The 26,119-nt window shown below is 49.7% G+C and carries 23 protein-coding genes and 2 tRNA genes; 3 read left to right on the plus strand and 22 right to left on the minus strand.

Going from position 1 to position 26,119, the window contains the following annotated elements; genetic code table 11:
- Positions 1-218 precede the first annotated feature (218 nt).
- The 19 genes from MOZ60_RS06895 to MOZ60_RS06985 form a co-directional block, all read right to left on the minus strand.
- Positions 219-611 carry an outer membrane protein assembly factor BamD gene (locus tag MOZ60_RS06895; RefSeq protein WP_135358280.1) on the minus strand — a complete coding sequence of 131 codons (393 nt, stop codon included), beginning with the start codon at positions 609-611 and terminating at the stop codon, positions 219-221.
- 377 nt (positions 612-988) lie between these two features.
- Positions 989-1,072 (minus strand) — tRNA-Leu (locus tag MOZ60_RS06900).
- A gap of 160 nt (positions 1,073-1,232) precedes the next feature.
- A tRNA-Cys gene (locus tag MOZ60_RS06905) sits at positions 1,233-1,303 on the minus strand.
- Positions 1,304-1,364: 61 nt separating this feature from the next.
- Positions 1,365-1,946: a GNAT family N-acetyltransferase gene (locus MOZ60_RS06910; protein WP_370596116.1), complete on the minus strand. Its 582-nt coding sequence runs from the start codon at positions 1,944-1,946 to the stop codon at positions 1,365-1,367.
- A 1-nt stretch (position 1,947) separates the two neighbouring features.
- Positions 1,948-3,048, minus strand: coding sequence for an ABC transporter substrate-binding protein (locus tag MOZ60_RS06915; protein WP_370596117.1), 1,101 nt, complete (start codon positions 3,046-3,048; stop codon positions 1,948-1,950).
- Positions 3,017-3,832, minus strand: a complete 816-nt coding sequence (locus tag MOZ60_RS06920) for an ABC transporter permease (protein ID WP_108774139.1) — start codon at positions 3,830-3,832, stop codon at positions 3,017-3,019. Before MOZ60_RS06920 ends, MOZ60_RS06915 begins: the two co-directional genes overlap by 32 nt.
- A complete protein-coding gene (locus MOZ60_RS06925) occupies positions 3,832-4,617 on the minus strand; it encodes an ABC transporter permease (RefSeq protein ID WP_108774140.1) in 786 nt (261 codons plus the stop codon). Before MOZ60_RS06925 ends, MOZ60_RS06920 begins: the two co-directional genes overlap by 1 nt.
- Positions 4,618-4,621: 4 nt before the next feature.
- On the minus strand, positions 4,622-6,187 hold the full coding sequence (locus MOZ60_RS06930; RefSeq protein ID WP_370596118.1) for an ABC transporter ATP-binding protein: 1,566 nt from the start codon (positions 6,185-6,187) through the stop codon (positions 4,622-4,624).
- Between the two features lie 22 nt (positions 6,188-6,209).
- On the minus strand, positions 6,210-6,749 hold the full coding sequence (locus MOZ60_RS06935; protein WP_108774483.1) for a helix-turn-helix domain-containing protein: 540 nt from the start codon (positions 6,747-6,749) through the stop codon (positions 6,210-6,212).
- A gap of 437 nt (positions 6,750-7,186) precedes the next feature.
- Positions 7,187-7,498, minus strand: a complete 312-nt coding sequence (gene trxA / locus MOZ60_RS06940; protein ID WP_108774142.1) for a thioredoxin — start codon at positions 7,496-7,498, stop codon at positions 7,187-7,189.
- Between the two features lie 64 nt (positions 7,499-7,562).
- Entirely contained in the window at positions 7,563-8,288 is a 726-nt protein-coding gene (nagB, locus tag MOZ60_RS06945) for a glucosamine-6-phosphate deaminase (RefSeq protein ID WP_277009418.1), read from the minus strand.
- 72 nt (positions 8,289-8,360) lie between these two features.
- Positions 8,361-9,188 carry an aldose 1-epimerase family protein gene (locus tag MOZ60_RS06950; protein WP_108774144.1) on the minus strand — a complete coding sequence of 276 codons (828 nt, stop codon included), beginning with the start codon at positions 9,186-9,188 and terminating at the stop codon, positions 8,361-8,363.
- Positions 9,189-9,241: 53 nt separating this feature from the next.
- Positions 9,242-10,588 (minus strand): murein hydrolase activator EnvC family protein, encoded by a 1,347-nt coding sequence (locus MOZ60_RS06955; protein ID WP_370596119.1) that lies wholly within the window; start codon positions 10,586-10,588, stop codon positions 9,242-9,244.
- A gap of 50 nt (positions 10,589-10,638) precedes the next feature.
- Positions 10,639-11,109: a YbaK/EbsC family protein gene (locus MOZ60_RS06960; RefSeq protein WP_277009413.1), complete on the minus strand. Its 471-nt coding sequence runs from the start codon at positions 11,107-11,109 to the stop codon at positions 10,639-10,641.
- Between the two features lie 93 nt (positions 11,110-11,202).
- Complete coding sequence (locus MOZ60_RS06965; protein ID WP_370596120.1) at positions 11,203-12,699, minus strand: carboxypeptidase M32; 1,497 nt, start codon at positions 12,697-12,699, stop codon at positions 11,203-11,205.
- Positions 12,699-13,553: an HAD family hydrolase gene (locus MOZ60_RS06970; RefSeq protein ID WP_370596121.1), complete on the minus strand. Its 855-nt coding sequence runs from the start codon at positions 13,551-13,553 to the stop codon at positions 12,699-12,701. Before MOZ60_RS06970 ends, MOZ60_RS06965 begins: the two co-directional genes overlap by 1 nt.
- A 10-nt stretch (positions 13,554-13,563) precedes the next feature.
- A complete protein-coding gene (locus MOZ60_RS06975) occupies positions 13,564-14,475 on the minus strand; it encodes an aldo/keto reductase (RefSeq protein WP_370596122.1) in 912 nt (303 codons plus the stop codon).
- A gap of 61 nt (positions 14,476-14,536) precedes the next feature.
- Positions 14,537-15,256, minus strand: a complete 720-nt coding sequence (locus MOZ60_RS06980) for a TVP38/TMEM64 family protein (protein WP_167836203.1) — start codon at positions 15,254-15,256, stop codon at positions 14,537-14,539.
- A 104-nt stretch (positions 15,257-15,360) separates the two neighbouring features.
- Positions 15,361-17,265 (minus strand): flavocytochrome c, encoded by a 1,905-nt coding sequence (locus MOZ60_RS06985; RefSeq protein WP_370596123.1) that lies wholly within the window; start codon positions 17,263-17,265, stop codon positions 15,361-15,363.
- Between the two features lie 221 nt (positions 17,266-17,486).
- On the opposite strand from MOZ60_RS06985, the gene MOZ60_RS06990 reads away from it, so the two are divergent.
- From MOZ60_RS06990 to MOZ60_RS07000, 3 genes are read left to right on the plus strand one after another with little or no spacing between them, the layout of a single operon-like run.
- On the plus strand, positions 17,487-20,420 hold the full coding sequence (locus tag MOZ60_RS06990; protein WP_370596124.1) for an acyl-CoA dehydratase activase-related protein: 2,934 nt from the start codon (positions 17,487-17,489) through the stop codon (positions 20,418-20,420).
- A gap of 2 nt (positions 20,421-20,422) precedes the next feature.
- Positions 20,423-21,679: a 2-hydroxyacyl-CoA dehydratase gene (locus MOZ60_RS06995; protein WP_370596125.1), complete on the plus strand. Its 1,257-nt coding sequence runs from the start codon at positions 20,423-20,425 to the stop codon at positions 21,677-21,679.
- Positions 21,680-21,732: 53 nt separating this feature from the next.
- Entirely contained in the window at positions 21,733-22,635 is a 903-nt protein-coding gene (locus tag MOZ60_RS07000; protein ID WP_370596126.1) for a LysR family transcriptional regulator, read from the plus strand.
- A 15-nt stretch (positions 22,636-22,650) separates the two neighbouring features.
- Here the strand turns inward: MOZ60_RS07000 and MOZ60_RS07005 are convergent, their stop codons facing one another.
- The 3 genes from MOZ60_RS07005 to MOZ60_RS07015 form a co-directional block, all read right to left on the minus strand.
- A complete protein-coding gene (locus tag MOZ60_RS07005) occupies positions 22,651-22,887 on the minus strand; it encodes a hypothetical protein (protein ID WP_108774155.1) in 237 nt (78 codons plus the stop codon).
- Positions 22,888-23,034: 147 nt separating this feature from the next.
- On the minus strand, positions 23,035-24,588 hold the full coding sequence (locus tag MOZ60_RS07010) for an alpha-amylase family glycosyl hydrolase (RefSeq protein WP_370596127.1): 1,554 nt from the start codon (positions 24,586-24,588) through the stop codon (positions 23,035-23,037).
- Positions 24,572-26,077, minus strand: coding sequence for a sucrose-6-phosphate hydrolase (locus tag MOZ60_RS07015; protein WP_370596128.1), 1,506 nt, complete (start codon positions 26,075-26,077; stop codon positions 24,572-24,574). Before MOZ60_RS07015 ends, MOZ60_RS07010 begins: the two co-directional genes overlap by 17 nt.
- Positions 26,078-26,119: the final 42 nt, after the last annotated feature.

Raw genomic sequence — 26,119 nt, forward strand, 5'->3', positions numbered from 1 at the left:
AATCATAGTGAATTTTTCCTCCTACAATTTCCTTCGGATTGTGTAAAAAAGGCTGATTTTTGGCTGTCAAGTATTTTTTTAGATAATCATCCAAAAAAATACGGACCCTTTTGGCCATCAAAAAAAACGCCTTGTATTCTTACAAAATACAAAGCGTTTCAATCATCAAGCCCTAACTTAATGACATTGTCCGCTGAGCCCACGGAATCCTTTTTTACTCAGTTAGCAGAAGAAGATGATGATGCCTCAAATCCCAGCTTTGCAGCGAGATCCTGGGCATCCTTGTAATTGTTGTCAAGAAGGTCCTGCATGTATTCCTTCCCACGGCTTGTAGCCAGCATTCTCTGACTTGCAACATACTGATATTCAGCCTCAAGGCGCTGAGCATCCGCATCAGAATAGTCGCCGGCAGAGCGGAAATACTCCGCCGCATTGGCATACTTCCCCTCATTCATCTGTTCCACGCCCTTTTCATAGTCATCTTCCTGAGAAGAAGCTGCAGCACTTGCTGAAGCAGCTGCAGAGGAACTGCTGCCGCATCCAGCAAACACCAGTCCTCCGCACAGCACAACAGCCAGCAGTGCAGAAGTTGCTTTCATGTTTCTCTTCATATCACTTTCCTCCATTTAACCTCTGCTTTTCCAGAAACTCACACATACTTCCCAATCCCCCACAATTTTCTGAAAAAAAGCAGTGCCACGAGCAATTATACTTTATTCTGCCTTTCTTTCAATCAAGTTTATATTGACAAATTCAGACAAACACAGTTCAGAATCTGAATGCTATTCTCGCAATCAGATGTTACACTCTGCCACTTTCTGACCACTCTGACAGCCCAATGAACAGCAATCTGACTATATTTCTGACTATAGGAAGCTGATAAAGTGTGCCAATATTGAAATAAACGATAGAAACTTTGTTGATTTTTCACAAGTGAATTAGACACCGAAAATACTAAAAAAACCCTGTTTCAAGGGCTTTTCAAGGATGGGGCCAGTGGGACTTGAACCCACACGATGTTGCCATCACCGGATTTTAAGTCCGATGCGTCTGCCGATTCCGCCATGACCCCGCAATACAAAAAAGATGAATCAAATTCTTCGTTTTCTGCAGGTAGTTTATACTACATTTCCAATGAAAGCGCAATACAGGACACTCATTGGCAGCCACGCATTCGTCAGAAACAGAACAGAAAAAAACCGCATTCTTAGTATCGGATACGGTTATTTGAGAGGTTCCTGCCGGAGTCGAACCGGCGCTCACAGAGTTGCAGTCTGTTGCCTTACCACTTGGCTAAGGAACCACGTTCACTTTTCGTGCTTTCTTATAATACCAAGAGTAGAGGTCAATTGCAACCAAAACTATCAGTAAGGACGCCAGATCATGGCATACTGGCAGATGCCGCAGGGCAGTTCTGCACTGGCTGCAGTTCTGAATCCGCAGGCCTCATATTTCTGTCTTTTGATCGGTGAATCCGTGTCGAGAATGATGGGGATCTGTTCTTCAGCTGCCTGTTTCTGAAGCTGTCTGAGCATGGCGCGCATCATGCCCTGATGCTGGCTTTCTGTGCGTATGGCAAAGAGATAGACATACAGGTAATTGTGTTCCTTCCGGAAGCGTTCCGTTGCCGGCTGCCATGATGACAATGCCTGCTGCATTGCCATCGTATGGGCTGGTTTTATATGTCTCAGAACATTCCATCCCATCCTTGCCTGTGCCAGTATACTGGGCCCATTGTGCTTGTGATAAACAAACATCCAGGCACTTTGTGCTTCATTTTCATAGAGTGATCCGGATAAGACTGCCATATGGATAACTGCCTGCATCAGAGTCATGGTTTCCTGCACATCCAGCATGGCGGGAAATGTTCCCGGTTCATGCAGGAATGCGTCTGTACAAGCCGATGCGATTTCCTGACATCTTGAGATATCAGTGACCTTGTGCATATCAGCCTACTTTAACTTTGTTCCAGAGGTCGGAGAGTTTCTGCTTGAGAACCGGATTATAGTGGAATGCTTCGTCTTTGGCATAACCGGTTCTTGGAATGTAGGCATCGTTTTCAAAGTAGTCGCCGTCTTTGCCGCTCATGTATTCCGCGACACTCTTGTCAACGGATGTATAGCCGACATAGCTGCTGTTTTCCATCTGCACATCTTCGGAGATGATGTAGTTCATGAAGGCATTGGCAAGGCCAGGGCAGCTGGCATTGGATGGAATGACCATGGCATCGATCCAGACATTGGTGCCCTGATCCGGTTCAATCCAGCCCATATCCATGTTCTCAGACAGTACGTAGGCCGCATCGCCGGAATACATCAGGGCAATATCCTCTTCGGCATTAACCATGCCATCAATGACTTCATCCGTGACATAGGCAGGATCCATGGTGTCATTCATTTCCTTGAGCCACTGATACGCTTTTTGGATCTGTTCCTCATCATCTGTATTCATGGAATAGCCAAGTGCTTTGAAGGCAACCATGAAGGCATCGCGCTGGGAATCGTAGAAATAGATCTTGCCCTTGTATTCCGGATCCTTAAGGATATTCCAGCCCTCTTTCCTGATCTTTTCCTCCGGAACAGTGGTCTTGTTGTAAACAAGACCGACAGATCCCCAGAAATACGGAATGGAATATTCCAGGGTTGGATCGAAGGACTTCTGGTTCTCAATGACATTCGGATCGAGCAGGCTGTAGTTGGTCATGGCACTCATGTCAATCTTCTGCAGCATGTTCTCCTGCATCAATTGCTCAATCATGTAGTCACTCGGGACAAGCACATCATACGAACTGCCGCCCAAGAGCTTTGTGTACATCATTTCGTTGGATTCAAACGTATCGTAGTTAACGCGGGCATTGTACATCTTCTCGAAGTTGGAAACGACATCTTCACCAATGTACTCACCGGCATTGAAGACGTTGATGACGCTGCAGCCATATTCTGTTTTGGCATCTGCCACCTGCTGCACATAACTGCCGCTGCCGCCGGCACAGGCAGCCATGGAAAGACAGGTTGCACTAAGCAATGCGGTCTTCAGCAAATGCTTCATTGTTCTTTTTCCCCTTTCTGATCATCGGTACGACGTTGACGATGATCAATACGATCGTAATGATCAGCACGATAATCGAGCTGAGTGCATTGATGGTTGGATTGACGCGCTTGACGTTGGCATAGACATAGATGGAAATGTTGGATACGCCTGGTCCGGTCGTGAACATAGAGATGATAAAGTCATCAAAGGACATGGAGAATGCGACCAGTGCTGCGGCAACAATACCCTCTTTGATCTGCGGGATGATGACCTTGAACATGGCCTGCATCGGTGTGCAGCCAAGGTCCATGGCAGCTTCGGCAATGTTGGGATCCAGCCGTCTGAGTCTTGGCATGATGGTCAGGATGACATAGGGAATACAGAAGGCAATGTGTGCCAGCAGCATTGTCATGAAGCCTGTCTTGATGCGCAGAGATGTATAGAACAGCATTAAGCCAATTGCTGTGACAATCTCCGGATTGAGCATTGGCAGGTTATTGACCTGGGTAACGGCTTCTCTGATGACTTTCTTGTTTTTGCTTAAAGAGATCGCAGTGATGGTACCAACCAGCGTGGAGATCGCCGTTGCCAGCACTGCACAAAGCACGGTATAGCCGATGGCTTCCAGAATGGACCTGTTATGGAACATAGCTTCATACCAGCGCAGCGAAAAACCGGTGAATCTGGTCAGAGATTTGGAACGGTTAAAGCTGAAGAAGACAACATAGGCAATTGGTGCATAGAAGAACACCATGATCAGTGCAAGCCAGATTTTAGCTTTGAGATCTGTTTTCTTTTCCATCAGTCAGATGCCTCCTCTGGTTCTTTGTCAAGTTTGCGGGTGATGTACATGGAGATCAGGATAATGATGGCCATGATCATACTGATGGCGGAGCCGAAGTTCCAGTCACCGGTGCTGATGAAGTAGTCTTCGATCAGGTTGCCGATGAGAACATATCTTCCGCCGCCCAGCAGCTTGGGGATGAAGAAGGAAGATACCGCCGGCAGAAAGACGAGTGTGATGCCGCTGACAACGCCGCTGAGTGACAGAGGCAGAATGACTCTGCGGAATGTCTGGCGGCTGTTGGCGCCAAGGTCATTGGCGGCAATGATCAAAGCAGGGTCAATCTTGTTTAATGCATTGTAGATCTGCAGGATCATGAACGGCAGGAAGTTATAGACCATGCCGATATAGACACGTACTTCAGCGGGCCATCCGGTTCTGGCCAGGATGCCCTTCCAGGCATAGGTGCGCACCAGCATGTTGATCCACATTGGCAGCGTGATTAACAATACGGTCAGTCCCTGGCTTCTCGGCTTCATTCTTGCCATGAAATAGGCAGTTGGATACCCGATGGCAATGCAGATGATGGTTGTGAAGAATGCCATCTTTAAAGAGCGCCACAGCACACTTGGAAAGATGGAATCGGAGAAGAAACGGGTAAAGTTGGAAATGGTGAACTGGAAAGTCAGAACATCGTTTCCTTTGACTGTGAAAGCATACAGGACAATCATGACCATGGGCAGCACGATCATGATGAAGGCCCAGATCATGTAAGGATACACAAGTTTGTTAAACTGCTTCATGTGCTTACCTCATCTTTCTCATGACATGGATGTCAGATGGATCCCAGCGCAGACCGATTCTCTCACCGACTTCATGCTTGTCAGTTGTCTCGATCTTGAGCTCACGGCCCTGTGTGCTGAACGTAATCGGATAGTCGCCTTCGGTGATATTCTGGTCATCAAAGTCATACTTCACGTCCCAGATCTCAACGCGGCTGTTATCTTCGGTATCCCATGCATAGGCATCTGCCCAGCGGATCAGATCAGTATCCAGGGCAACAGACTCCTTGATATCATCCGCATTGCGGTAGAAATCAAATGCCTGGATCTTCTCTTCATTTTCCGTATCTTCAACAACCTGCGGCTTGACCACATGAATGCGGATCGTAATGGAAGTGCCGGCATCTGTGGCAAATGTGCACGGATAAACGCCGACTTCCGGCTTGATATCATATTCCACGGTTGTCAAAGATACATCTTCATTATCATCATTCCATGCCTGGGCATTGGCACGGGCAATGACCTCAGGATCAGACAGGCTGGCAACGTCTTCCAGATCCATGTAGAACGAAGAAGCACTGATCTTTTCATGGGCTTCTTCATTGACGACGTCCTGTGCCTTGGTCACATGCATTGTAACGGTCTTACTTGTACCGGAGGATGTCTCGGCAATAACCTCATAGTGTACGCCCTTGAACAGAACAGACTTGACCTCACCATTCAGCAGGCCTCTGTTTCTGGTCACGATATCAATATCCTCAGGACGGATCACAATATCAACCGGCTCATTCTCATGAAAGCCATAATCCACGCAGTCATAGACCGTATCATCAAACTCTACTCTGCGGTCTGCCTTCATCGTGCCATCAATGATGTTGGAATCACCGATGAAACGGGCACAGTATTCATTGATCGGCTCATTGTACACATCAGTTGGCGTGCCGATCTGTTCAATCTCGCCATCTTTCATGATGACGATCTTGTCAGACATGGTCAGAGCTTCTTCCTGATCGTGCGTGACAAAGATGAAGGTAATGCCGACTTCCTTCTGGATGTCCTTGAGTTCCATCTGCATTTCTTTTCTCAGGTTCTTATCCAGTGCACTCAAAGACTCATCCAGCAGAAGTACCTTAGGCTCATTGACCAGCGCTCTGGCAATGGCAACACGCTGCTGCTGGCCGCCGGACATCAGGGTAACATCACGCTTTTCAAAGCCTTCCAGACCCACCAGCGAGATCATGCGGGAAACCTTTTGTTCAATGATGTCCTTTGGCATTTTGCGGATATTCAGGCCAAAGGCAATATTGTCATAGACATTGAGATGCGGAAACAGAGCATAGTGCTGAAATACCGTGTTAACATCCCGCTTATAGGCAGGCACACCTGCCTGATCTTCGCCATCAATCAGGATATGGCCTTCATCCGGTTCCAGAAAGCCGCCGATCATGCGCAGCAAGGTTGTCTTGCCGCAGCCGGAAGGTCCCAGCAGCGTCACAAACTCATTCTCATTGATGTCCAGTGAGATCCCCTTGAGAACAACCTGGCGGTCAAATGCCTTTACAACATTCTTGATTTCGATCAGTTTCTTCATTTTCTCTTATCCCCTCTTGTCTTCAAAATACCGGCGGTGTGCTAATCCACAGCACAACAGCTTTGTTTTCCGTACGATTTTCCAGATAGTGCGCCGTATCACCCTTGAGATAGAACGTATCCCCGCGCCGGGCAGCAATACCCTTGCGGTCCGTGTCCCGCATGATGACAATCCTGCCCTGCAGCACATAGCCAAACTCCTCACCCTCATGCGGCTCAATCACCTGAGAGCGTCCATGCGGCAGCAGCTCCATCAGCAGCGGTTCCATGTCATTCTTCTGCGCATTGGGCACAATCCAGTGCAGCACTCTGCCCTCCTGCTCATCCACAAAAGCATCCTGCGGTGTAAACACAATCTTCTCTTCCCCTTCCTCCTTGAAGAAATGCGAAAGATCCGTACCCAGCGCCTCACAAATATCATCCAGCGTTGCCAGAGATGGTGCGGTCAGATTCCGTTCCAACTGGCTCAGAAAGCCCTTGGTCAGTTCTGTCCGGCTGGCCAGTTCCTGCAGAGTCAGCTCATTCTTGATGCGCAGCTGCCTGATTCGATTGCCAATATCTATCACTTGCAAGCCCCCTCTCATGTTTAGTTTAGCTAAACCAAAAATGACTTTTTAACAAACCTTGCTTATTATACCGGACCGCTTCACTTATGCAATACTTTTTGTTTGCAATCTCTAAACTTCTGGCCCAGAAAAAGACCTGCTGCAGAAAAATCCAGCAGGATGCTTTCAAATGAACATGTTCTTTACAGCTTTCCAGCATGATTGTCCAGCCATCGCATGAAAAAAACCGGTTCCATGAGCCCGGATATCTGTTAGGCAAAGATGATGCATGCTGCAGCATTCTCTCAACTGCCTCACAGTTTTCAGCTGAAGAGCATCATAAGACACGCAGTCTTTTATCCTTCGGGAGAACCTTGCCAGAGATCAGAAAGACAGCGTAGATTTTGTCAAAAGAAAAAATCTGCAGTCATCGCTGCAGATTTTCGTTTGCTTTCTTACTTTGCTTTATTGATGAGTTCCTGAACTGCTTCTTTCGGCTGGAAGCCAACAGAGCTGCCGGCAACCTCACCGTTCTTGAATGCAATCAGGGTCGGAATGGACATGATGCCATAGCGCTCAGCAACTTCCGGGTTGTCATCCACGTTGACCTTGATAAAAGTCACATCGCTGTTTTCACCTGCCAGCTGCTCAACGACCGGTCCCAGCATCTTGCACGGTCCGCACCAGTCTGCATAAAAGTCTACAAATACACTCTTGTTGTTCTTCAGTGTCTCATCATATTCCGCTGTATTCTTGATGATATTCATTATTGTTTCCTCCGTTTACATTGGACAGTATGCCAAATCATTTCCGGAAAGAAAAGTGAAATGCTCAAAGCCGCTTTGCGGCAGCTTCATCCAGCACAACCGTCACATCATCATGGCGCTGCAGGATGCTTGCCGGGCAGTCTGTTGTAACTTCACCCTTGATCATGCCATAGACTGCATCAGCCTTATTGGCACCTGTGGCAATCAGCACAATCTTTCTTGCCCGCATGATGGATGCCAGTCCCTGTGTAATAGCCTTGGTCGGAACCTTGGACTTGTCGCCGCCAAAGAATCTGGCATTGTCAGAGATTGTCTGTTCCTTGAGGTCAGTCACATGGGTCACGGAATCAAGCGGCGTACCCGGTTCATTGAAGGCAATGTGGCCATCAGAGCCAATACCAAGAACCTGCAGATCAACGGTATGCTTTGCCAGCTCTGTCTCATAGTCTGCAGCTGCCTTTTCAGGATCATTGGTGCTGCCATCCGGTACATGGATGTTCTCTTCCGGGCAGTCGATGCCGTCAAAGAGGTTTTCATGCATGAAATAGTAGTAGCTCTGCTCATCGGTATGCTTGAGACCGACATATTCATCCAGATTGAACGTCAAAGCATTCTGATAGGATGTACCGTTTTCCTTGTGATCCTGGATCATCAGCTTGTAAAGACCAACTGGTGAGCTGCCGGTTGCCAGACCCAGCACTGGTTTTTCCTTGCGCATGATGTCCTTCATCAGCTTGAATGCCTGTTCGCTGACTTCGTCATAGTTCTTGCAGACAATAATGTTGAACATAGTGAATGATATTCTCCCTTCTGAAAAGCCTTACATGAAAAAGAATATCAGGACGGGTTTCCAGTGTCAATCTCAGAACACTGTAATGTCATAACCTGCATGGAACGTATCATGCGGCTGCAGGAACTGGGTGCCTTCCCGCTTTTCAAACGGCACTTTGACCTGTTCAAAATCGGTGTGGGAATACCACGGCTCAATGCATACAAACGGTGCATGCGGGCTCCAGAATGCCAGCCATTCAAAGCCGGTGAAATGTACCTTTACACCATGGCTGCCATCGTTGAGTGATACCTCATCACTGTCAGGATGATGAATGATGATCGTCTGACTCAGTGCATCCGGATGCAGGGACATCCGTTTTGCCCCGGCCAGATACGTTTCTTTCCAGGTGAACGTTTCCGGTGCATTGAAGTCAATATGATAGTCTTCATACTTCTTTGCCGGATCACTCGGGCAGTTGAAAGCCGGATGCAGGCCGAAGTTGAACGGCATCACTTCTTCATTGTCATTGGTGATTTCATAGCGGATGGACAGCTTTGCGCCTTCCAGGTGATAGGAAATGGTCATCGTGAAATGGAACGGATACTGTTTCAAGGTTTCTTCACTGTCTTTCAGCTGCATCACGATATTGCTGTCATCATGATGAATGCAGGTGAAATCACTGTGTCTGGCAAAGCCATGATTGCCGGTATGATACTCTTTGCCATTGATATGGAGTGTATCATCCCATGTCTTGCCAACCATCGGAAACAGGGTCGGGTTGCGGCCTGACCAGTACCTGGGATCTCCATTCCACATGTACTCAAAGCCGGTCTTTGCCAGTGTGAAGCTGTGAATCTCGGATGCGTGCTCATCAATGGTGACTGCCGCTTCCTCATTTTTCATTGTATAAACTGCCATACGATTCCTCCTGAACACATCATACCCCAAAGAAAAAGGTGCTTCAATGCACCTTATTCCCAACCTGTTCCAAAGATTGTCTCCGGACGGACTTTGCATGGTGCCGAAGCACCATTTTCACAGATTCTTTCCGTCCTGGAATTCCAGCCGGTATTCATCGCCATGTCGCCATTCCAGTTCTCGGCATAATACGAGAAGTTGGAAGCATCGCCAAGATAATACACACAGATATGGCAATGCGGGCCGGTCGAGTTGCCGGAGGAACCGACATTGGCCAGCCGGTCGCCGGCATTGACTACCTGTCCGGTGGATACCGAGAAGGATCCGGTTAACAGATGGTAGTATTTGACACCATAGGCGGAGCCATTGACGCTGACCAGCAGCAGGATTTCATTGCCGCCGCCGACCACCGGGCAGTAGTCGCCAAGATGGCCATAGCCGCAGCCGGCATCATGGGCATACAGGACAACACCGTTGGCCGCTGCTACGACATAGGACTGGCCATAGACAACACCATAGCCGAAGTCTTCACCATAGTGCTTGCCGCCGGAAGCGTAATACCATGTGCCTGCACCGGGCGTCATCTTGACACCGGGCACCGGCCATGTCCATCCGTCACTGGCTGTCACCTGGCCAAGGGCATCCGATATATTCTTCATCTGTGACTGAATGTCTTCGATATTGGACACAATCGAAGCTCGCTGGGCCATCAAATCTGCCTGCTGCTGTTCATATTCCTGCTGGATGACCTGTGCCTCATACTGCTTTGCAAGCACATCATCCTGCTTCTGTTTCAGCTCACCCTGGCTGGTCTGCAACTGTGCCTTGGCATCATTCAGGGACGCAATCAGATTATTCAGCTGTACTAACAGCGAATGGCTGTAGGATGTGATATCACTGAGACCATTGGCCACCCGGATCAGATCTTCAAATGATTTGGCACCCATCAGAATATCCACCATCGTTGACAGCCGCATCGTCGGCTGGGCATTGACAATCTGACGGTTCACCTTCTCACGCAGAGAAGCTTCGTTTTCTTCCTGTTCATTGATCTGTGCCTGCTGATCATCAATCTGTGTCTGCAGGGAATTGATCTGCGCATTGAGATTATCAATCTGGGTCTGATAGTCGGAGATCTTAGCGGCATATTCTTCAATGTTGGCCGCAATCTGCTCCTTCTGGCTGTCAATATCCGCAATCGATGCAGACAGTGAATCAGACTGGGATGACATATAATCCACGAAGCCCTGACAGGAAGTCTTTTCCGCTGAAGTCAGATTTCCCGATGTGCAGAGATTTGTCCAGTATGTTGTATCGGAATAATCATCATCTGCGCGTATGGGCAGAACACTGACTGCCAGCATGATGCTCAGCAGCGGAATCAAATGGCGTCCCTTCATAAAGCTCCTCCAAAACAGGAGTATTATACCATTTCTCTGCTTTGTTTGTCTCAGGCGGCAGCCTTGGTCACATCCACCCATCCCTTTGCACCGCTGTACTGCTCCAGTTCTTCCAGAGAAACACAGATGGCATTGTTGTGGGCACCGGCCGCCGGCCATACCTTGTCCCAGTGTTTCAGACTCTCATCCAGATACACATCCACACCTGGCTTCAGGCCAAACGGGCACACACCGCCCGGTTCATGACCGACATATTCCATCAGCTGTTCTGCACTCATCATCTTTGCCTTGGTATGAAAAGTTTCCTTGAACTTATGATTGTCAATCCGGGCTGTGCCTTCACACACCACCAGCACCGGCTGATCTTCCACCATGAATGCCATCGTCTTGGCAATCTGTGCTTCTTCAATATGCAGAGCTGCTGCGGCCAGAGCCACCGTAGCTGTAGACTCATGCAGCGTCTGGATCCGATCCGCGATTCCCTTTTCCTCAAAGAACGTTCTGACACTTTCTGCTGACATATGCATCCCTCTGTCTAACTCATATTGCGTCGATGATAGCACAGAAACAAAAACGCCTGTATGCACAGGCGCCTTCTTTGTTATATGCGTTAGTTATAACTGGTACAAAGCTGCGTATTTATCTCTCAGATACTGAATGTAGTAGTCCGGATTGAACGGCTCACCCGTTACTTTGACCATCAGCTCTTCTGCCGGATAGCGGAAACCATACTGATGAATATGTGTCTTCAGCCAGCTGATGCAGTCCTTGTAGCGGTTATTGGCAAGGGCATCATCCACGTCGAGATCCTTCTTCATGGCATGCATGAACTGAGCCGCATAGGCAGAACCAAGGGCATAGGTCGGGAAGTAGCCAAAGTCACCATCTGCCCAGTGCACATCCTGCAGAATGCCTTCACTTGCCTTTTCAGCATGTACGCCAAGATACTTCTGGTACATATCATTCCATGTCTGATCCAGATGATCCGTGGAAATGGAGCCGTTAAACAGTCCCTTCTCGATCTGGTAGCGCACCAGGATATGCAGCGGATAGGTCAGCTCATCCGCTTCCGTTCTGACCAGAGACGGTCTTGCCACATTGATTGCTTTGACAAAGGCATCCAGGGACACATTCTGCAACTGCTGCGGGAAGACTTCCTGCAGACGCGGATAGTTGTATGTCCAGAATGCTTTTGTTCTGCCAAGATAATTCTCACAGAAGCGGGACTGTGACTCATGCAGGGCACATGGAATACCTTCGGAGAGAATCATGCCGTCATACTTGGGATTGCAGTCATGTTCATAATAGGCATGGCCAACTTCATGCACAGTGGACAGCACCGCACTGATAACATTGTGTTCCAGATACTTTGTCGTTGTCCGGCAGTCATTTTCACAGATCCAGGATGTAAACGGATGTTCGGTCTCATTCTGATAGCCCCAGCTGTGATCAAAGCCAAGATATTGCAGCAGGCCGGTCATGAACTTCTTCTGGCCTTCCACCGGATAGTCCTGATACAGGAAGCCATCATCAATCTGCTTTGCTTTTTCAACCTCTTCCAGCAGCGGCACAAGATCCTTCTGCACCTTTGCAAAGAAGGCATCATACTTCTGCTGATTCATGCCCGGCTCATAGTCATCCAGCATGCGGTCATACAAAGACAGATCGCTCTGACGGTAGCCATACAGCTTCTTTTTAGCTGCAATGACATCTGCCAGCACCGGTGCAAAGGAATCATAGTCATTGGTCTGCTTTGCCTTGAGCCATACATTCCAGGATGTATCAATCAGATTGCGGTATGCCACAAACTCATCATGCGGAATGCAACGGTTGTTGTCAGCTTCCTTCAGATACAGCTGCACAGCTCTCCTGTCATCACCATCCAGTGTTTCATCCTTGTTCAATGCGCTCAGAATCTCATACATTTCCGGATCTGTTTCAAGAGAAAACAGCTGGCCGGCAAGATAAGCAGAACGCTTGTCACGGTACGCATTGCCGCCCGCAGGCGCAACGGTCTGCTTGTCGATTTCAATCGTATTCAGTGCCATCCGGTATGCCGAGATGGCAAAGATCCAGTCATGATATTTCTGCAGCATTTCTTCTTTGGTCATTACTTGTCTCCTTCTATCAGGCCGATATGCACAAATGCCTTGTACAGGCCGTCATTGTCCACATCATCGGTCACATAATCAGCAGCAGCCTTGATCTCATCGCCGCCGTTGCCCATTGCTACATTGTACGCGCACAGCTCAAACATAGACAGATCAATCTTGGCATCGCCAAAGGAAATCGTATCCTTCTGATCCGCATGCAGGTATTTCAGCAGCACATCAATGGCATGCTTTTTCGTGATGCCTTTGGGGCCAAGATCCCCAAACAGGGCTTCTTCACCCTTGCCGCCCCATGTATTGGCCTCCAGTTCAGGGAATTCCTTTTTGCTGTCAAGATGGTCCTGGTAGGAAGACAGGATGAAGGAAACCTTGTTGATGTCATCACGGTACAGCTGTTCCTGCGGCAGATGAATAAACGAATTCACAAAGGAATCTGCACCCTTCTGGGCATCGGTGAGATCCGCACCCTTGCCCAGTGCATAGCGGGTCATGACGGCGGGTCCCTGCACAAGCATGTCATCATTGCAGTACATGCCGGAATTGGCTTCCAGATAGAAGCCCAGATGGCGTTCACAGCACCAGTCGACAATGTGCTTTGTCTCTTCTTTGCTCAATCCCTGGTGCATGACCACATGGCCATGATCTTCCACATAGGCACCATTGCCGCCGATCATGCCATCCAGCTCACACAGATGGCGCTGTTCAATCTCCGCTTTGGAGCAGCCCGTGCAGATATACACACGGTGGCCATTGGCACGTGCTTCTTCCACTGCCCTTGCTGCACTTTCAGGCAGCTCGGCATGGTAGTTGATCAGTGTCCCATCCACATCCAGAAAGACAATTTTCTTATTCATGTTTCTCTCCTTACGGCAGCATATTCCCTGCTGCTTTGTAAATATCGTACCATTCGGTTCTGGTCAGCTGAATATCCGCGGCCTTGGCGCCATTGATCAGACGGGCAGGCTTACTGGTGCCAAGCACCACCTGCATATCAAATGGCAGACGCAGAATCCAGGCATAGGCAATCGTATCTTTGCCAACACCATAGCGCTCGCCAATCTCCTGCAGCTTCTGGTTCAGGGCAGCATACTTCTCTGCATTCAGAAACACGCCTTCAAAATATCCCATCTGCAAGGGAGACCATGCCTGAATGGCCATATGATGCTGCGCACACCAGTACAGCGTCCCGCCATCGCGGTCAATGCCGGCATCATTGTGCATATCCACGTTTAATCCTGCATCAATCAGTACCGTATGGGCACAGCTGAGCTGGACCTGATTGCACCAGAGTTTCTGGGCCAGGCCAGACTGCAGATAGGACATCTGTGCCGGGTTTTCATTGGATACGCCGAAATGGCGCACCTTGCCAGCTTTCTCGAGCGTATCAAAGGCTTCTGCAACTTCTGATGGCTCCATCAGGATATCCGGCCTGTGCAGCAGCAGAGAGTCCAGATAATCTGTGTGCAGGCGTGACAGGATGCCATCCACGCTTTTGAGAATATGTTCCTTTGAGAAGTCATACATGCCATCATGGATGGCACATTTGCTCTGGATAAACATGTTCTCCCGCTTTTCGGGGTGCTTTGCGATCCAGCGGCCGAGCACTTCCTCACTCTTGCCGCCGCCATAAATATCCGCTTCATCAAAGAAGTTGATGCCATTGTCCAGGGCTGTTGAAACAAATGCGTCTGTTTCTGTTTCACACAGGCCGGCAATCCGCATGCAGCCGGCACCGATGACAGATACCTGCTGTGATCCGATTGTAATTGTATGCATAACAATCCTCCTGCCTGTATTGTAGCCCAGAAAGCGTATACAGGCATAAGAAAAGGCATCATCAGGATGCCTTCTGGGGATTGCGTCTGCCTTTGCCAAGAAACCAGTCACGTTTCCAGATTGCAATCAGGATGATCACAATCTGCAGGATGATGGCCATAACCATGTAGAAATATTCACCGCGGATCAGGAAATGTCCGGCAAAGCAATTGCACAGGATCTGGATCCAGCTGGAGACTGCCACGGCCATGGCATACTGACCGGCACGGATGTCGGTTCTTGCCGCAAAGTACGGGATGAAGCCATTGGGAATGCCGGGAATCATGCATGCCAAAGCAAAGATGAAGGCAGGCTTGGTGCTGTTGATCTTGCTGGTGATCCAGCCTGCTCTTTTTTCAACATTGAAAGCAGACTGCAGGGCAGATCCGAACTTGCGGGCAAAGATGAAGACCAGGACGTTGCCTGCGACAAAGCCGGCATAACAGGCAAGGAATGCCTTCCACCAGCCATAAATCACACCGGCAACGATATGAATGACCATGCCCGGGAAGAAGATGGAAACAACCTGCAGGATTGTTAACAGGAAGATGGAAAGCAAGCCGGAAGCTTCATTCTGGGAATTCAGATAGGCTGTCAGTTCTGCCTGATCGCCATTGCGCAGGATCGTGAACAGTGTTGCAAAAAAGTCACCAAAAAAATGATAGATCAGCCAGATGGTCAGGACCATCACACCGATGATGGCAATCACCGGCCATATTTTTGAGAGCTTTTTCTTGTTCATCTTCCCCATCTCTTCCTGAAAGTCTCATGTATGATATCACAGATTGCCTGCTTCACAAATACAAAAAAACTGTCCGGATTTCTCCAGACAGCTTTTCACGTGCATTACTTAGCGTAGTCAGCAGCACTCTGACCAGCAATTCTGCCGAAGACAACGAAGTCAGCAACAGCATTGCCGCCCAGACGGTTGGCACCATGCACACCGCCGGTAACTTCACCTGCAGCGAACAGACCCGGGATCACTTCGTCGGAAGTATTGATGACCTCAGCAGAAGTATCGATCTTCAGGCCGCCCATGGTGTGATGAACGCCCGGCTGAACCTTGATGGCATAGTACGGAGCCTTATCCAGCTTGTTGGCAAAGGTTGTACGGTTGAAATCAGGATCGCTCTTGTTTTCAACATCTGTATTCCATGTATTCATGGTCTCGGCAAATGTGGACTCATCAACGCCCATAGCCTTGGCCAGGTCTTCATACGTATCACCCTGTACTGTGTAGCCGGAATCAATGTAGCCCTGAATGACAGCAGAAGCATCGACCATGTTCTGGTCAATGATCAGCCATGCTGTACCGCCGGTCTGAGAATTCTCAGCAGCAGAGACAACATCACGCGTACCAACTTCATCTGTGAAACGCTTGCCTTCTGCATTGACCAGGATCGCACCGTCGCCGCGCAGACCTTCCGTAATCAGATGTGCATTGCCGGAATCATCAACGTGAACAGTCGGATGCAGCTGAATCTGCTTCATATCAACTGTAGCAGCATCAATGCCTTCAGCCGTAGCCATGGTAATGCCCTGTCCCTGTGCACCAGGTGCATTGGTTGTGATGTAGCCCTTGAGATCCGGATTCTGTTCAGCAACCATGTCGTTGTTCGCACCGAAACCGCCGGTAGCCAGAACAACAGCCTTGGCATTGACAGTCACCTTGTTGCCGGACTTGCCTTCAGCCTCAACGCCAGCAGCCTTGCCATCCTTCATCAGGATCTTGTTGGCAGTTGTATCGTAGTAAACCTTGACGCCGAGATCTTCGACATTCTTCTCCAGAATCGGCACAACATACGCACCAACTGCTGTTGTCTTGCCTTCGGCGTTGACCGGACGGTGAATACGCTTGACAGAAGCACCGCCGAACTGGCCGACATTCTTCAGATCAGCACCGATCGAAGACAGCCACTCGATGGAATCTGCAGAATTCTCGCACAGTGTCTTGACCAGGGCAGGATCATTGATGCCCTTGCCGCCGATCAGTGTATCCAGCTCAAACAGCTCTACAGAATCGAAGTAGCCAGTCGGATTTGCCTGATAGGCATCCCACTGTTCCTGTACCGTCTTGGCCAGGTCTGTAATAGCCTGGTTGTCAGCGTACTTGCTGGCAGCTGTATCCAGAGTCTTCTGAACACCAGCGGCCTCATTGAACTGATTTTCATCCTGATAGGATGTCTTGGCAGCGTTCATGCCACCAGTAGAACGTACGGAGTTTCCGCCTGCGGCATCCTGGCTTTCCAGAATGACAACAGACTTGCCTTCATTGGCCGCAACGATTGCAGCTGTCATACCAGCACCGCCGGCACCGACAACAACCACATCAGCGTCTTCCGTCACATCCTCAGCTGCAGCAGCACTTGCCACACTCTGATAGTCATCCGGATTCAGGCCGGCAGACTTCAAAGCTGCCGCAGCTGCTTCCTTGATGGCATTAGATGTAATGGTAGCACCAGAGACTGCATCCACATTCAGTGTATTGCCAGATGCCATCTCACCAGGCAGCTTATCAATGGCCTTGGAGCCAATCCCCTGTGTCTCATCCGGTCCATCTGCCTTGACATCTGTAATCACAGAATCTTTCAGCGTCACTGTTACTGTAACTGTGCCGCCGTTGCCTTTGGCTGTTCCTGTAAAATCACCGGAAACACCCTTGCTCTTGGCACAGCCAGGAATTGCGCCCAGAACCAGAGCCGCGGCAAAAAGGCCGACGGTTCCAAGTCTGAAACCATGTTTCTGATCCATACTCTTCCTCCCATTTAGTGTGAATTTCCACACGCGTAAATAGAATAGCATGGCTTGTGCAAAATACCAATATTTTCGATGGCAGCCTGTCTGCTTTGTTCTTTCTTGGCTAGCATACAATATGCCTTCTTTGTTCATTGTTGCAGGTGCATAAATTGACTGTTTGCCTTTTATTACTAAAATAAGGTTGTTTTTGCTTGCATATGTTTAGGAGGATCTGCATGAGAGTTGGTCTGGATATTGGTTCGACAACCATCAAATGCGTGGTTCTGGACGATCAGAATCAAATCGTTGCCTCAGATTATCAGCGCCATTACAGCCACATCCTGGAAAAGGGTGAGGAAATGCTCACTGATATTGTGAATAAATACCTGCCGGATGGCAAAGCCATTCTGGCCATTTCCGGCTCGGCGGGCATGGGCCTGGCCGATGCGTGCCAGGTACCCTTTGTACAGGAAGTGTTCGCAGAGCGCGTGGCAGCCAACCGGCTCAACCCCGGCACTGACTGCATCATTGAGCTCGGTGGTGAAGATGCCAAGATTCTGTTTCTGACCAACGGCACAGAAGTGCGGATGAACGGATCCTGTGCCGGCGGTACTGGTGCTTTCATTGACCAGATGGCGACCCTGCTGAAGATGGATGCGTCCCAGATGGATGAAGCAGCCTGCAAGGCAGAGCGCACCTATACCATTGCCAGCCGCTGCGGTGTCTTTGCCAAGTCCGATGTACAGCCGCTGATCAATCAGGGTGCCAAAACAGGCGATATCGCTGCTTCCATCTATCAGGCTGTTGTCAACCAGACGATTGCCGGCCTGTCCCAGGGACGCCCCATCCAGGGAAATATCCTGTACCTGGGCGGCCCGCTGACCTTCTCCAGATGTCTGCGGGACAGTTTTGACAAAACACTGCACGTCAAAGGCACATGTCCAAAGAACTCCCTGCTGTATGTCGCCCTGGGGGCTGCGTATTATGCGGATGAAGAACTGGATGTACGCAATGTCATCCGGAATCTTTCCGAATACAGCGGCAAGGCAAAGTATGCTTCGCTGCCTCCCCTGTTTGAAAGCCGGGAGGAATACTGGGACTTCCATAACCGCCATGCAAAGGCAGCTGTCCCCCGTGTTCCCTTTGATGAAACATGCGGACCGGTGCATATCGGCATTGATGCCGGTTCCACGACGATCAAGATTGCCGTGATCAATCATAAAGGTGAACTGCTGTTCACCCGCTATCAGCCCAACAACGGCAACCCGATCCCGATGGTCAAAGAGACCCTGCAGGAACTCTATGAAAAGCACCCGAACCTGTATATCCAGTCCGCTACGGCAACCGGCTATGGCGAACAGCTGATGAAGCAGGCTTTCCATTGTGACTATGGCCTGGTAGAAACCGTAGCTCATTTCACGGCTGCCAAGCATTTCATGCCGGATGTCGACTTCATCATTGATATCGGCGGTCAGGATATGAAGTGCTTCAAGATTGAGGATGGCGCGATCAGTGACATCTTCCTGAATGAAGCCTGCTCTTCCGGCTGCGGCAGTTTCCTGCAGACTTTTGCCAAAGCGCTCAACTTTACCGTGGAAGAATTTGCCATGCAGGGCCTGTTTGCCAGGCATCCGGTGGATCTTGGCTCCCGGTGCACCGTGTTTATGAATTCTTCTGTCAAGCAGGCCCAGAAAGATGGTGCCACCCTTGACTGCATCTCCGCTGGTCTTTCCATCTCGGTTGTCAAGAATGCCCTGTACAAGGTCATCCGTGCTTCCAGTCCTGATCAGCTTGGCCGCCGCATCGTTGTACAGGGCGGCACCTTCTACAATGAAGCCGTGCTGCGTGCCTTCGAAAAAGAAATGGGCGTAGAAGTCATCCGCCCTGACATTGCCGGTCTGATGGGTGCCTATGGTGCTGCTTTGTATGGCTTGCGAAAGAGTAAAAAGGATGCCCAATCTGCCATCCTGAATCAGAAGGAACTGGCAGACTTCAGTCAGAAAGTTACTTCCGTACAGTGTCAGGGATGCGGCAATCACTGTCAGCTGACCATCAATACATTCTCTGATGGCAAGCGGCTGATCTCCGGCAACCGCTGCGAGAAGCCGGTCACCGGCAAGGCATCAGATGATACTCTGAACCTGTATGCCTATAAGCTCAATGCTCTGCTTGCCTATGCAAAAAATCCTGGCAATGGCAATAGAGGCACGATCGGCATTCCGCTATGTCTGAACATGTATGAGCTGCTGCCATTCTGGCATGCCTTCTGGACAACCCTTGGCTTCCGTGTCAAGGTATCCCCTGTTTCCAGCCGTAAGCTGTATCAGGAAGGTCAGGGTACCATCCCAAGTGATACCGCATGCTATCCGGCCAAGCTGTCCCATGGCCACATCATGGAACTGGCAAAGGATCCGGATGTGGATGCCATCTTCTATCCGTGCATGAGCTACAACATGGATGAAGGCCTTGGCGACAATCACTACAACTGCCCGATGGTTGCCTATTATCCGGAAGTGCTGGCCAACAATGTGCCAGAACTGCATGACAAGCTGTTTATTTACGATTATCTGAATCTTGACAATCCAGCGCGCTTCAAGCATGATGCCCCGAAGTATCTGGCCCGCTATTTTCATGGTATTCCAAAGAAGCTTGTGGAGCAGGCGGCCGACGCCGGCTATGCAGAATATGCAAAGCACATGCAGGATATCCGCAGCCATGGCAAATGGATTGTGGAAGAAGCCAGAAAACAGGGCAAACGTATCATCGTCCTGGCTGGCCGTCCCTATCATGTGGATCCGGAAGTCAACCATGGCATTGACAAGCTCATTGTGCGCCAGGGCGCTGCCGTCATCACCGAAGACAGTGTTTCCTGGATCGTGCATAAGTTCCCTACGGCCGTATTGAACCAGTGGACCTATCACAGCCGTCTGTATGCGGCGGCCAGATACTGCACAACCCAGAAAGATATGGATCTTGTGCAGCTGGTATCGTTTGGCTGCGGCCTGGATGCCATCACAACCGATGAAACCAAGGAAATTCTGCAGGAAGGCGGCAAGCTGTACACCCAGCTCAAGATTGATGAAATCACCAATCTTGGTGCCGTCAATATTCGGATCCGCTCTTTGTTTGCGGCCCTGGACGAGCAGAAGGAAAAAGAAGAAAAGGAGTGACTATGCAGTATCTCACACCGAATTTCACCAAGGATATGCTGAAGGATTACACGATCCTGATCCCCAACATGGCACCGATTCAATTTGCTTTGATTCAGGCAGCCCTGGACAGTGAAGGATGCCACGTGGAAGTATTGAAAAACCGTGGATCAAATGTATCCCAGCTTGGCCTTCGCTATGTACATAACGATACGTGCTATCCTGCCCTGCTGGTCATCGGCCAGTTCCTGGATGCGCTCAACAGCGGTGAGTATGATCTGCACCACACTGCCCTGCTGATCTCACAGTCCGGCGGCGGCTGCCGTGCGTCCAACTATATCAAGCTGCTGCGCAAAGCCCTTGTCAAAGCAGGCTATGGCTATATTCCGGTCGCCTCGATCAATCCGACTGGTCTTGAAAAAGGATCCCAGATGCCATTTACCCTGAAGATGGGTGAGAAGGTACTGGCTGCCGCGGAGTATGGCGATATGATCGATGCCCTGCGCAATCAGATCCGTCCCTATGAAAATGAACCCGGGGCAGCCGATGCCTGGAGTGATAAATGGATCCATACGATCTCAGGCTGGATGCATGCGAACAAGAACTATACGATTCCGGCGATGAAGCACTGCTTCAAAGAGATTGCCCGCGATGCTGCCAGAGTACCGATCACCCGTATCCAGAAAGTTAAGGTCGGCGTGGTTGGCGAAATCTATGTCAAGTTTTCACCGATGGGCAATAATGAACTTAAAAAGTTCCTGGAAGAGCAGGATTGTGAAGTGAACATGCCGGGACTGATGGGATATGTCAACTACTGTGTGAAAAACTTCCAGATGGATATTCAGCTCTATGGCGGCAATAAGATCACTGAGCTTGGCTGGAAGGCTGCCTTGAAAGTGCTGGATGGCATTGGTGTTTCGATGTCAAAAGCAATGCAGGCATGCGGCTTCTATGGCGAAGAAAGCTTCTATGATTTGATCAAGGGGACCCAAGGCATTATTCATCTTGGTGCCAAGATGGGTGAAGGCTGGCTGCTGTCCGGTGAAATGGTATCTTTGATCAAGGGCGGCTATCCCAACATCATCTGTGCCCAGCCCTTTGGCTGTCTGCCCAACCACATCATGGGCAAAGGCGTGATCAATACGATCCGTGCCAAATACCCGCAGGCAAATATCAGTGCGATTGACTATGACCCCAGTGCCACCAAGGTCAATCAGGAAAACCGCATCAAGCTGATGCTTGCAGTGGCCAAAGAGAATCTGGCCAAACAGAATGCATAAGGACCGCACGGTCCTTTTTCTTTTGGCATGCTATACTAAAATCAGAGGTAGATATGATTATGACAATTCAGGAACTGGAAGCTTTTATCAATGCGGCAGAAAGCGAAATCTATGTCACGCCGGATGGCAGTGTGCACCGCTACAGCACATCAGCTGCCGAAGAAATCCTGCGCCTTGAAAAAGAGCTTGGCTGCGTGCTGTTTGACCGCCAGGGCATGGCCTCCGGCCGTCTGACCAAAGCAGGAGAAGCACTGCTGCCGATGGCAATTGACTTTGTGCGCCGCTATCATGCCATGGTCAGAGCCATGGATCCGTATAAAACCGGAGAGCGCCGCACCCTGTATGTCGGCCATCTGCCCATCCTGCGCCAGTACCGCCTGAATAGCTTCTTCCGCAACTTTGAAGATGAGCATCCTGAATGTGAGCTCCATCTGGAGGAAGGCGAAGTACCCACCCTGCTGAAAGGACTGAACAGCGGCTATTTTGATGCCATTGTTGCCCGCCGCAGCCAGGTATTGGGAAATGATTATGAAATTGTGCAGCTGGCCGCCGACGAGGTAGCAGCGATTGTCTGCAGCAGCCACCCTGCCGCAAAGCGCAAAAGCATTACCCTGCGTGAATTGAAGAATGAATCTTTCTATCTCAGCAATCCCCACAGCGGTTCCTATTCTTTCTGCAGACAGCTGCTGATCGCAAGCCACATCTCTACAGAAAATGTGCATACCGCTGACATTGATAAAATTCTCGATACCGTCAGGCGTACACATGGGGTTGCATTGCTGCCGATCTCAACCCTGAACGTTGCCAAGGCACAGGGGCTGGCGGCAGTGCCATTACAGCCGGAAGGATCCATTCCGGTTGTGCTTGCCTGCAGGAAGAACCACAAAGACAATACCTATCTGGATGAACTGATGGCCAAGGCAGAAGAACGTGCCAAAGCCATTCCGGCAATCTGAAAAAACGGCGGTGCCTCATGCCGAGAGCACAGCCGTTTTCTTTCCCTTTCTGGGAAAGGATGAATCATTTGCCAGTGCAAAGACCACTGCCTGCACCGTCAGGGAATGGCGCACAAAGTAAGGATCAAACCCAATGGAGCCATCCCCGTGCCGGTAGAAGTGAGAAACCTGCTCACTTCCATTGAGCTGCCAGACAACCTCTGTACAGCCAGCATTTTTCTTCACACTTGTCACAACAATCGTCTTCATCATAAAAAAGCACCTGCCTTTCTGAAACAGCCATTATAAAAAGCTGTTCCATAACCGCCTGTGCTTTTCGTGATGTGTCAGTATCATAGATCAACTTCATCCTCTTTGCAAGAGGAAAAAAGATCTGCTGTCAAAACAGATCTTTCTTCATTACTTTGACTGCAGGATGAAGCCGCTCTGTCCCGGCAGAACGCCATCTTTGATTTCCTGATCAAAGGTGCTGTAGATGACATCTTTCTGCTGCAGCTTTGTCCCAAAGGATTCGCGGGATGGATTGATCACAACAGTCAGCTTTTCTTTGTCATCATGACGTTCATAGATCAGCGGATAATCATCACTGACCAGCGTGAAGCCGCTGGAAGCCAGGAAGCAGGAATGTTCTTTGCGGAAGGCAAGCAGACGCTTCACTTCACTGTACAAAGAAGCAGGATCTTTCTTTTCCGTTTCCAGATTGACCTCCTGATACTTTTCTTCATCAATCGGCAGATACAGAGAAGCAGGATCACCCGCTGAGAAACCAGCATTCGTGCTGGCATTCCACTGCATCGGCGTGCGGGATCCTGTGCGGAAATAGCCGCCTTCATGGCTTGGCAGATTCAGCTTCCGCATGCCGATCTCATCGCCATAATACGTAAACGGAACACCCGGCATCGTATACAGGAACAGGAAGGCAAGCTTCTGGGCAGCTGTATCCAGCATTGTGGCAAGACGGTCCATATCATGGTTGCCGCTCGGGATGCAGATGAGACCTTTGCCTTTTGTCAAATCACGGTTAGCCATGTACAGACGGAAGAATTCCTTCAAAGAGCCCTTGCCTTCTCTGGCAAAGAATGGTGTCTTTGTCCTGAACAGATCCAGATAATGGCTGGGGCCAAAGTGCAGCAGGAAATCCATATCAAAGCCGGCCTGCAATGCCTGTTCCGGCTGTCCCCATTCAGAGACAAAGCGGGCATCCGGGAACTGCTTTCTGACATGAGAGAAGATCTCATTCCAAAGTGCAATGGTTCCCTTTCTTTCCGGATCATTCTTGACCAGAGAGCCAGCCATATCAACACGGAAGCCGTCACAGCCAAGCCCGCACCAGAAGGCAATGATCTTTTCGATCTCTTTTCTGGTCGACTGCGGGCCTTCATCGTTGACGCCCTGTTCCCAGTCACAGCCCTCATCTTTATGGTAGAAGCCATAGTTCAAAGCCGGCTGGGCAGTGAAGAAATTGGTAGCACAGGCTCCGTCACGGTCAAAGCCGCCCCGCAGCCAGCCTGTGATCGAGCCGACATTCTGCGGTGCATTCCATACCATATCTGTCCAGATATAGCGGTCCGTATACGCATTGCGCACAGGTAGACTGGACTGCTTGAACCAGTCACATTCAACACTTGTATGCCCCGGCACCAGGTCCAGCAGGACATGCATGCCCAGAGAATGGGCCTTTTCAAACAGCTTCACCAGGTCTGCATTGGTACCATAGCGGGCAGCTGTTTTGTAATAGTTTCTGACATCGTAGCCGGCATCCACAAACGGCGAATCATAGCAGGGATTGATCCAGATGGCATTAAAGCCAGTGTCATGGACCTCATCCAGCTTTTCAATGATGCCTTGAAAATCACCGATTCCATCACCATTGGCATCGCGGAAAGACTGTGGATAAATCTCATAGAAGACGGCATTCTGCAGCCAGTCATTCTCCTTACAGCTTGAATTCATCCTGCACACTCCTTCCTGCAAGCCACACCTTGATATCGATATCACTGCCAGCCATCCGGATCATATTTTCACTCTTCTCCGGGAAGATCCGGGAAGACATCACCGTTTCACCATCATTGACAAAGATTTCAATGGCGGAATGATCCACAAAAATCTGCATCTTTGACAAGCCTTTGTCCAGATGGACAGAGCGGGACGTGCCAAATTCTGTATTGAACTGATTCGCCATCGCAGAGCGGTCAATTGTTAACTTCTTCTTGTCAGCGTCATAGGCAATCTCAAAGCCTCTTTCCCTGCCCCAGGTAAACAGATTCAGGGTCAGCGATTTATCCTCGGCATTGTTAACTTCCATGATGCAGGCACGCGGCATTTCGGCATGCATCTGATCTTTGACAATGGAACCATTGCGCACTTCAAAGATCAGATCCTTCTTCAGACTGTCCGCATCCTTGACAGGTCTCTGCATCAGTTTGCCATTTTCAATTGTCAATTGACGGGGCAGACTGATCAGGCCATCCCAGCCCTCTTCATCCGTTGCCGGATAGGTATAGTCAGAACACCCAAACCAGCCTTCCAGAATCGCTGCATCCTTGTACAGAGACTGGTTTGCACACTGCGCCGCATAGAACTCAAAGCCGGCATCCAGCATCTGCAGATCACCATCCGGAATAAACTCCATGTGATACAGATCCAGATCACCAACCAGGCAGACATTGTTGAACTTATTCAGGAACCTGTCTTTGTGAGCAGGCAGACCCTGCGGCGAGAAGATCAGTACATACTTGTCACCGATCTTTTCAATATCCGGGCACTCGATCATGTAGCCAAAGTCATCCATGCCGCGCACTTTCAGCTCACCGAGTTTCTGCCAGCCGGTATGAATCTGATTCGAACGGTACATCAGGAACTTTCCCTGCTTCTTCAGATTCTGCGCACCCATCAGAATATAATACATTTCATCTTCATGGCGCCGGAAGATCTTCGGATCGCGCTGGTGCTCCGTATACTCCTTGTCTTCCTGGATCAGCGGCTCCTCATACTTCAGAATCCGGTTGTCCTGATTCATGCCAGCCAGCAGCTGATACGGATGACGGATATAGTTTTCATCCCGGTTATTGCCCGTGTAGACAAAATAGACAAGATCATCTTCCACCAGTGCACTGCCAGAATAGCAGCCATGGTTGTCATACCAGGTATCCGGCTTCATGCCCAGACCGACATTTTCAAAATGGACAAGGTCATCCGACTGCACATGGTACCAGTGCTTCTGGCCATGCACAGGTCCAAACGGGAACCACTGGTAAAACAGATGCCATTTGCCCTTGTACCAGCAGAAACCATTGGGATCATTCAGCAGGCCTGTCACCGGCTGCACATGGTACTGGGTACGCCAGATCGAATGAGAAATCTGCTCATGGGCATGCGCCAGTTCATCATAATCCTTCGCTGTCAGCGTACGGCTGCGTTCTTCTCTTGACCAAACTTTCATCGCTTTGCCTCCATTTGTATTTCTTTGTATCTCTTCCTGCAT

Source organism: Grylomicrobium aquisgranense (genome assembly GCF_033971865.1).
GTDB classification, from domain to species: domain Bacteria; phylum Bacillota_I; class Bacilli_A; order Erysipelotrichales; family Erysipelotrichaceae; genus Bulleidia; species Bulleidia massiliensis.